The sequence below is a fragment of the Nocardia sp. NPDC003345 genome, from assembly GCF_053589395.1.
In genome coordinates, this window is sequence record NZ_JBSFRU010000278.1 from 1 (window position 1) to 8,942 (window position 8,942).

General features: G+C 68.4%; 7 protein-coding genes. 3 read left to right on the forward strand and 4 right to left on the reverse strand.

All coding sequences use genetic code 11. The annotated features are described in order from the left end of the window. Positions 1–18: 18 nt before the first annotated feature. Positions 19–633, reverse strand: a complete 615-nt coding sequence (locus ACWDU1_RS24700) for a hypothetical protein (RefSeq protein WP_450001956.1) — start codon at positions 631–633, stop codon at positions 19–21. A 347-nt stretch (positions 634–980) separates the two neighbouring features. Beyond that, positions 981–1,628, reverse strand: coding sequence for an ammonium transporter (locus ACWDU1_RS24705; RefSeq protein WP_450001957.1), 648 nt, complete (start codon positions 1,626–1,628; stop codon positions 981–983). 485 nt (positions 1,629–2,113) lie between these two features. Here ACWDU1_RS24705 and ACWDU1_RS24710 point away from each other — a divergent pair, with 485 nt between their 5' ends. After that, the gene (locus tag ACWDU1_RS24710; protein WP_450001959.1) at positions 2,114–2,410 is read left to right on the forward strand and encodes a hypothetical protein; all 297 of its coding nucleotides are present in this window, start codon (positions 2,114–2,116) and stop codon (positions 2,408–2,410) included. Between the two features lie 107 nt (positions 2,411–2,517). Here the strand turns inward: ACWDU1_RS24710 and ACWDU1_RS24715 are convergent, their stop codons facing one another. Next, a complete protein-coding gene (locus tag ACWDU1_RS24715; RefSeq protein WP_450001961.1) occupies positions 2,518–3,216 on the reverse strand; it encodes an SDR family oxidoreductase in 699 nt (232 codons plus the stop codon). Positions 3,217–3,453: 237 nt separating this feature from the next. Between ACWDU1_RS24715 and ggh the strand changes: the two genes are divergently transcribed. Then, positions 3,454–4,794 (forward strand): glucosylglycerate hydrolase, encoded by a 1,341-nt coding sequence (gene ggh / locus ACWDU1_RS24720; protein WP_450001963.1) that lies wholly within the window; start codon positions 3,454–3,456, stop codon positions 4,792–4,794. A 2-nt stretch (positions 4,795–4,796) separates the two neighbouring features. Here ggh and ACWDU1_RS24725 read toward each other — a convergent pair whose 3' ends face one another. After that, positions 4,797–5,207: an SdpI family protein gene (locus ACWDU1_RS24725; RefSeq protein ID WP_450001964.1), complete on the reverse strand. Its 411-nt coding sequence runs from the start codon at positions 5,205–5,207 to the stop codon at positions 4,797–4,799. Positions 5,208–5,562: 355 nt separating this feature from the next. Between ACWDU1_RS24725 and leuS the strand changes: the two genes are divergently transcribed. Continuing rightward, positions 5,563–8,457 carry a leucine--tRNA ligase gene (leuS, locus tag ACWDU1_RS24730; RefSeq protein ID WP_450001965.1) on the forward strand — a complete coding sequence of 965 codons (2,895 nt, stop codon included), beginning with the start codon at positions 5,563–5,565 and terminating at the stop codon, positions 8,455–8,457. Positions 8,458–8,942 lie beyond the last annotated feature (485 nt).

An 8,942-nucleotide genomic window follows, 5' to 3' on the forward strand; every position in this document is an offset into this window, starting at 1 on the left:
GGAGAATATTCGCCGGTTTCACATCCCGGTGCACCATCCCGGCCCGATGGGCCGCGTCCAGTCCCCACGCCACACTGCCGATGACTCCCGCGCGACATCCGGACCGTCGAGCGTGGACGTATCGATCACGCTCATCGCCCACCGGTCCGCGAGGTCCTCCCGTCCGACCCACCGGTGCCAGTGCATCTCGTCCCATGCGCCGGTGGTGACCGCTTCGGGTACATGGGTCGGGTCCACGGCATGGCGCCGCAACCATTCGGCGAACGCGAGATGTAACGCCAGCAGCTCCGGCGGATCCTGCCGGGCCCGCAGTCGCGCGGTCTGTGCCCGCTCATTCGCATCGAGCAGGCAGACAGCGATATCGATCAGATCGGCCGACGGCGCCGCCAGGGCCTCACCGGCGGGTATCGGGTCCCCGGCGAACAGCAGATGCCGCCCCTCCCGCGCCAGTTCGAGGGCTCGCTGGATGGCGACCTCGATCTGCCGCTGCCGCCATTCGATGGTCGGGACGGCGGGGATGGGACCCAGGGTGTACAGCTCCGCGGTTTCGACGGCGGCGCCCAGTAGTGGGGCGGCCGCGAGCCGGGCGGTGGTTTTCCCGACGCCCGAGGCGCCGGATACGAGCAACAGCATGGAGTTCCTTCTTCGCGTTTCGTGCACGACGGATGACCTCCGGCGCAGGAATGCGCATCGGAGGGCGGTCTGCGACTCGGGCCGCGCCGGGGGCGCGGGCCGGGTCGCTATCCGAGACGGAAGAAGAACTGCTGCATCACCCCGGCGACGCTAATCGCCGCGGCCGGCCGGATCCACTGAATTTCGGGCCACCCGCGGCGCGCGGTCGTCGTGCGCAGGGTGTGCCGGACCGACATGTGGCCGTATCGAGGGTCCGGCAGGGCGAAGGGGGTGGGCACAAAGATGAGGGCGGGCACGCGGCCCGCCCTCATCGTTTTCGGTGACCGGCCGAGCGTGTCGGCCCGAGGTCAGCGGTTGGCCTGTGCCTTCGGGGCCCACTGGGTGGTCCCGGGGGCGGCGGCCAGGGTGTTCACCAGATCGACAGCGGAGATCACCAGGGCGGGCCCACCGACGACGATCGTGCCGATGATGCCACCCAGAGTGGCACCGCTGATGATCCCAGCGGGAATACCGACACCGGTCGGCAGCGTGACGGCCAATCCGATCAGTGCACCGATCGCCGTGCCTACGAATCCGCCGATAGCCGTGGCGAGTCCGAACTGGGAGGCGAAGTTGTTCTGGGCGGACAGGTTCTCCTGGGGCGAGGCGATCGGCTGCGCCGTGGTCGGACGAGCATGCTCGACGTCCTTGACGGCAGTCAGTTCCAGGACCCGGCCCTCGTCCCGAACCGCGTGCGGGAGCGGATATTCGGTGCTGCCCTCCCGTACCGACAGCGGCATCGTGATCACGGTGGCACCGGATTTGTCGAGAACGTCCACGGTTTCGCCCCGGAGCGCGAACGTACCGTTGGTAAGGGTGGTTACCACGTTCTTCCCGACGAGTTCGGTGCGGTAACCGATATCGGGCGTGGCGGGTTCTGCGTGAACGACTCCCGCGCCCACGGCGGCGGTGGCCAGCATGGGTGCCAGGACGGCGGCGATCTTGCGGATCTTCATGATGTTCTCGTGTCCGATCTACGTGGCTGGGTTGCCAGGTTGGGGTTCCAGTCAGAACAAGCGCGCAGTTTGGTTCGCCGGGCCAAGAGGGGCTGTCCCGGTAGGACGAACAACACGACGTTACGTGGCTGGAACCAGAAACGACACAGAATTTGGAATATTTATTCCGAATCCTGTTTAAAGGTCGGATGATTCGGGCATTCTGTCAGGTTGCGTACTGATAGGTATGTCGTATTGCCATCGGGCAAACTCCGCGCCACATCGCTTCGGTACGGATGATTCCCACTGCTGCCCGGTGGTGGAGCCGGATGCTTCGGTCACGCTCCGGCTATCCATCGGTGGAAGCGGATAAGCCGGGTACTCGATCCACCTCCCAGTACCCGGGGCGCGCGGTGAATAAACAGCTAACTGCAATCATGCGCACTTGGTGATGTAATGGAGGGGCGTAGTTCCACCTGACCGGTCCGAGGAAAGAGGGAGCACCGATGACGACGGCACACGCTCAGCACACCGACCACGGTCACGTGCACGGCCCCGACTGCGGCCACGTCGCGGTACCGCACGGTGATCACGTCGACTACGTCCACGACGGCCATCTGCATCGCGCGCACGGCGATCATTTCGACGAGTGCGAATCCCAGGGGCATCACGAGCACGGCGCCCACGAACACGTGCACGGCGAAGGGTGCGGTCACGTAGCCGTTCCGCACGGTGATCACGTGGACTACATCCACGACGGTCACCGCCACGCCGCCCACGACGGGCACTACGACGAGCACTGAGAAGAGGCACCGCCGCGCCGCGGAAACCCGCGCATCCGGCCCGAAGGGGCGTGGCCCCGGCGATACGCGCCGGGGCCACGGCCTGCCGAGGGGCGGGCGGCGGCAGGTCAGCGGGGGCGCAGCACGATTTCGGTGGGATGACCGTCCGCGGGCGTGTCGATCGCCGTACGGACCGCGCGCGCGACCGTATCGGGTCGCAGAAACTGCCCCGGGTCGTAATCCCGGTTCTCCCCGGCCACGATCGCGCGCTGCATATCGGTATCGATACGGCCCGGATGGATCGAGGTGACCCGGATCGCGGGCTCCTCGAGCCGCAGCGCGTCGCCGAAGGCGCGCAGACCGAATTTGCTGGCCGCGTATGAGGCCCACCCGGCGTGTGCCCGTAGGCCCGCCCCCGAGTTGATCAGCACTACATGCCCGTTCGCGGTGCGCAACGCGGGCAGCAGCAGGCGGGTCAGCTCGGCGACGGCGATGAGATTGGCCTCGAGCGTGTCGCGCCACTGCCGCACCGAGGATTCGGCGATCGTGCCCAGGTCGGCGATACCGGCGTTGTGCACCAGCACGTCCAGCCGCTCGATCGGTTCGGTCGCGGCGGCCACCGCGGCGTAATCGGTGAGATCCACCGGCCAGGCGGTGGCGCCGGGCAGCTCCCGCAGTATCGGCGCCAGACCGGCGGCGGTCCGGCCGCCCAGCAGCAGCCGGTGGTCGGAGGCGAGTACACGGGCCACGGCCGCGCCCAGGCCCCGGCCGCCGCCGGTCACCAGCGCTACAGGTGTGGCGGTCTCGTCATCGTGCGGCACGCTCATACTGCCCTCCTGGTCGTATCCCGCGGCCCGGTCGCCGGTGCCGCGCTCCGATGCGCCGCCCGGGTGCGCACCCGATAGTGCGTATCACATCCGCACCGGCGACGGCCGCCTCCGGGGAGGGCCGTGTAGCGCGAGCGAAATATCGCGCACACCGAAGCGAAACCGTGACTCGGTAGATATTGCGATCACTCTCACCGAACCGGGCGAGAGACCCGTCCCAACCCGCAAGATATAGAGATGGCACACCCAGGTTTCACTCCCACGCAGCTCGCCGCCCGAGCGGCCTATCTGCTGCGCGGCAACGATTTGGGAACCATGACCAGCGCCGCGCCGCGGTTGTACCCGCATATGTGGAGCTGGGACGCGGCCTTCGTGGCGGTCGGGCTGGCCCCGCTGAGCGTGGAACGCGCGGTGATCGAACTCGACACCCTGCTCTCGGCGCAATGGAAGAACGGGATGATCCCGCATATCGTCTTCGCCAACGGTGTGGACGGCTACTTCCCGGGCCCGGCCCGCTGGGAATGCCGGCTGCTGGCCGCCGCCGCGCCGGACGGTCCCGATACCTCCGGTATCACCCAGCCGCCGGTCCACGCCATCGCGGTGCAGCGCATCCTCGACCATTCCCGGCGTCACGGTCGCAGCACCCGCGCGGTGGCGGAGGAATTCCTCAACCGCCGCTGGTCGGATCTGGTGCGCTGGCACCGCTGGCTGGCCCACGCCCGCGACCCGCTGGGCAACGGCCGGATCACCCTGTACCACGGCTGGGAATCCGGGATGGACAATTCACCGCGGTGGGACCGCGCCTACGAGAACGTGGTGCCCGGCGCGGACCTGCCCGCCTACCGGCGCGAAGACGTACTCGTCATCGACGATCCCTCGCAGCGCCCCACCGACCGCGAATACGACCGGTACCTGTGGCTGGTCGAACAGATGCGGCGCGCCCGCTACGACGACGCCGAACTGAGCGCCGTGATGGGATTCGCGGTCGAGGATGTGTTCGTCACCGCCATCTTCGCCATGGCCTGCGAAGTCCTGGGGCAGATCGGCGAGGAATACCACCAGCCCAAGGCCGACACCCGGGAACTGTTCGGCTGGGCCGAGCGGTTCCGTGCCGGTGTCATCGCGACCACCGACGCCCGCACCGGCGCCGCCCGCGACTACGACACGCGGGCCCAGCGCTGGATCAACACCGAAACACTGGCGATGTTCGCGCCGCTGGTCAGTGGCGGTCTGCCCCGGGCCACCGAACGCAACCTGCTGCGGATCTTCGAGGGGCCCCGCTTCTGCGGACACCCCGACCTGCGCTACGCGTTGCCGCCTTCCACCTCGCCGGTATCGAAGGATTTCCGCCCCCGCGAATACTGGCGCGGGCCGGTATGGCCGGTGATGAGCTGGCTGTTCTCCTGGGTCTTCGCCCACCGCGGCTGGGCGGAACGCTCCTTCATGCTGCGCGCCGAAGCGCTGCGGCAGGCCAGCGACGGCAGCTTCGCGGAATACTACGAACCGTTCACCGGCGAACCGCTGGGCAGTATGCAGCAGTCGTGGACGGCGGCGTCGGTACTGGACTGGCTGGGCTGACCTCAGCCCGCCGCCGGAGCGCAGGTGTCCTTCAGCGAACACCCGCCGCACGACCCGCCGCAGCCCGCGGGCTCCGGAGCCGGCGCGATGGCCTCCGCCGCCCGCGCCCCCGCGTTGGCCCCCGCGCCCAGCGTGAACAGGGCGATGACCAGCACACCCACCGCCACCAGCACCGCGGTGAAACCACCCGCCGCCAGCACCACCAGCCCACCGGCGAACAACAGCACGGCGGAAACGATCGAGGTGGGAGCGGCCACCCGGTTGGCGGCCCGGAACGCCTTCTCGTCGCGCAACGCCGCCTCGGTGGTCACCCCGACATACCGGTTACCGGGCAGCCGCCCGATCATGCCGAGCACACCCGTGACCAGGGCTACCGCAGCCAGGACGAACAGCAGAATCGCAACGACAAACACCAGGTCAGAATAGTGCCCACCGCCCGAGTCCGGCGCCCGGGGTGGCGATCGACACCCCACCACACCACCCGGACCACACCCGCATCGGCCCGTCCGGCGATGTCGTCCCCCTCCCCGGCGCCGAGTCCAGCGAGGCCCCCAAAGGGTTCGGCCCGCGCCTGCTGTCAGCCCTCGAAGCGCATGCGGCGAAGCCGCGAGTCTCGAGGGCTGACAGCAGGCGCCAAGGGGGCCGAACCCCGCGCGGCGAAGCCGCGCCAAAAACCACAGCACAGCCCTTTTTGGGCTTGTCAGGGGCCACGACTTACGCTGTTGGTCGACGGAACTCCCCCCATCAGCAGCTAGAGAAGGCAGGACCGTGCAGGACTCCCGCGCAACCGAGACCGCCGGGCAGAGCTCGGTAGACAATGGCGCAACCCCGGGCCGGGCCGACGATACGCCCGCCCATCGGTATACCGCCGCGCTCGCCGGGGAGATCGAGGGCCGGTGGCAGCAGCGGTGGAACGAGCGCGGGACCTTCCACGCGCCGAACCCCGTGGGTCCGCTGGCGGGTGAGGTTCCGGCCGACAAACTGTTCGTGCAGGACATGTTCCCCTACCCGTCGGGCGCGGGACTGCATGTGGGGCATCCGCTGGGTTATATCGCCACCGATGTGTTCGCCCGGTATCACCGGATGCACGGGCGCAATGTGCTGCACGCGCTGGGTTACGACGCGTTCGGCCTGCCCGCCGAGCAGTACGCGGTGCAGACCGGCGCGCATCCCCGCGACACCACCGAATCCAATATCGCGACCATGCAGCGGCAGCTGGACCGGCTGGGGCTGGGGCACGACCGGCGGCGTTCGTTCGCGACCACCGATCCCGAGTACTACAAGTGGACGCAGTGGATCTTCCTGCGTATCTACAACGCCTGGTACGACCAGGAGGCCGACCGGGCCCGGCCGATCGCGGAGCTGGAGCGTCAGTTCGCGTCGGGATCGCGGGCCGTGCCCGGTGGCGGGGACTGGGCGGATCTGGCGCCGGCCGAGCGGGCGGCGCTGATCGATTCCTATCGCCTGGTTTATCAAACCGATTCGATGGTGAACTGGTGCCCGGGTCTGGGCACGGTGCTGTCCAATGAGGAGGTCACCGCCGACGGCCGCAGTGAGCGCGGTAATTTCCCGGTGTTCCGGAAGCGGCTGTGGCAGTGGATGATGCGGATCACCGCCTATTCCGACCGGCTGATCGACGATCTGGACCATGTGGACTGGCCGGAGAACGTGAAGGCCATGCAGCGCAACTGGATCGGGCGGTCCCGGGGCGCGCGGGTCGAGTTCGCCACACCCGCCGGTGATGTGGAGGTGTTCACCACCCGGCCCGACACCCTGTTCGGCGCCACCTACATGGTCTTGGCGCCCGAGCACGAGAAGGTCGCCGAACTGACCGCGGCCGCATGGCCGGCGGGTGTGGACGAACGGTGGACCGGCGGTGCGGCCGATCCGGTCGCGGCGGTCGCCGCCTACCGCGGCGCCGTCGCCGCCAAATCGGATCTGGAGCGGCAGGAGAACAAGGAGAAGACGGGCGTCTTCCTGGGTGCCTACGCCACCAATCCGGTGAACGGGTCACAGATCCCGATCTTCATCGCCGACTACGTGCTGAGCGGTTACGGCACCGGCGCGATCATGGCGGTGCCCGGCCAGGATCAGCGGGACTGGGATTTCGCGACAGCGTTCGGGCTGCCGATCATCCGGACCGTGCGACCGCCCGCCGATTTCGACGGCGAGGCCTACACCGGCGACGGCCCGGCCATGAACTCCGACTACCTGGACGGCCTGGAGATCACCGAGGCGAAGGCAGCGGTGATCGCCCGCCTGGAAGCCGACGGCCGGGGCGCCGGCACGGTGCAGTACAAACTGCGCGACTGGCTGTTCGCTCGCCAGCGGTACTGGGGCGAACCCTTCCCGATCGTCTACGACGAGGCGGGCGCGCCGCATGCGCTGCCGGAGTCGATGCTGCCGGTGCGACTGCCCGAACTGGACGATTTCGCACCCGTCACCTTCGACCCCGACGACGCCGGATCCGAGCCGTCGCCGCCGCTGGCCAAGGCCACCGACTGGGTGGAGGTGGAGCTGGATCTGGGTGACGGCCCGCGCAAATACCGCCGCGATACCAATGTGATGCCCAACTGGGCGGGCAGCTCCTGGTATCAGCTGCGCTACGCCGACCCCACCAACTCCGAGGAGTTCTGCGCGAAGCAGAACGAGAACTACTGGCTGGGTCCGCGCCCGGCCGAGCACGGCGCCGCCGATCCGGGCGGTGTGGATCTGTACGTCGGCGGTGTCGAGCACGCGGTACTGCATCTGCTGTACGCGCGCTTCTGGCAGAAGGTGCTGTTCGACCTGGGTGAGGTCAGCAGCAGCGAACCGTACCGCCGCCTGTTCAACCAGGGCTACATCCAGGCCTTCGCCTACACCGACCCGCGCGGGGCCTACGTCCCGGCCGCGGAGGTCGTCGAACGGGACGGGAAGTTCTTCTGGACCGACGCCTCGGGCACCGAGGTCGAGGTGAACCAGGAGTACGGCAAGATCGGCAAATCACTGAAGAACGCGATCGCCCCCGACGCGATCTGCGATCTGTACGGCGCCGACACCTTCCGGTTCTACGAGATGTCGATGGGCCCGCTGGACACCTCCCGGCCCTGGGCGACCAAGGACGTCATCGGCGCGCACCGGTTCCTGCAGCGGGTGTGGCGTCTGGTGGTGGACGAGGAAACGGGCGCGACCCGGGTCACCGAGGAGAACCCCGCCGACGAAACCCTGCGGCTGCTGCACCGCACCATCGCGGGCGTGGACGAAGACCTGGCGGCGATGCGCGACAACACCGCCGGCGCCAAACTGATCGAGCTGACCAACCACCTGACCAAGGCCTACCCCCAGGGCGCGCCGCGTTCAGCGGTGGAACCGGTGATCCTGATGCTGGCCCCGCTGGCCCCGCATATGACCGAGGAACTGTGGGAACGGCTGGGTCACGGCACCTCACTGGCGCACGGGCCCTTCCCGGTGGCCGATCCCGCGCTGCTGACCGCGGAGACGGTGGAATACCCGATCCAGGTCAATGGCAAGGTCCGCAGCCGGATCCAGGTGGACCCGGAAGCCGACCAGGCCGCGATCGAGACCGCGGCCCTGGCCGACGAGAAGATCGCGGCGCTGCTGAACGGGAAATCGCCTCGCAAACTGATCGTGGTTCCGGGGCGGTTGGTGAATATCGTCGCTTGACGGTGAGGTCACCCGGTGGGGTGGGGTGGGCTTGCTCGCGGGGGTGGGGAGGTGACCTCGCCCCGCGGAGGTGGGAAGGTGACCTCGCCCCGGGAAGCGATCCCGCTCGCCGTGGTGGGAAGGTGGCCCCGCCCGCGGAGGTGGGAACGTGACCTTGCTCGCGAAGGTGGGAAGGTGACCTTGCTCGCGAAGGTGAGAAAGTGGCCCCGCCCGCGGAGGTGGGAACGTGACCTTGCTCGCGAAGGTGGGAACGTGACCTTGCTCGCGAAGGTGGAAAGGTGACCTTGCTCGCGGAGGTGGGAACGTGACCTTGCCCGCGAAGGTGGGAACGTGACCTTGCTCGCGAAGGTGAGAAGGTGACCCCGCCCGCGGAGGTAGGAACGTGACCTTGCCCGCGGAGGTGAGAAGGTGACCTCACCCGTCAAGGTTCTGTGTTTATTGGCGCGGCTTCGCCGCGCGGGGTTCGGCCCTCTAAGCGTCTGCTG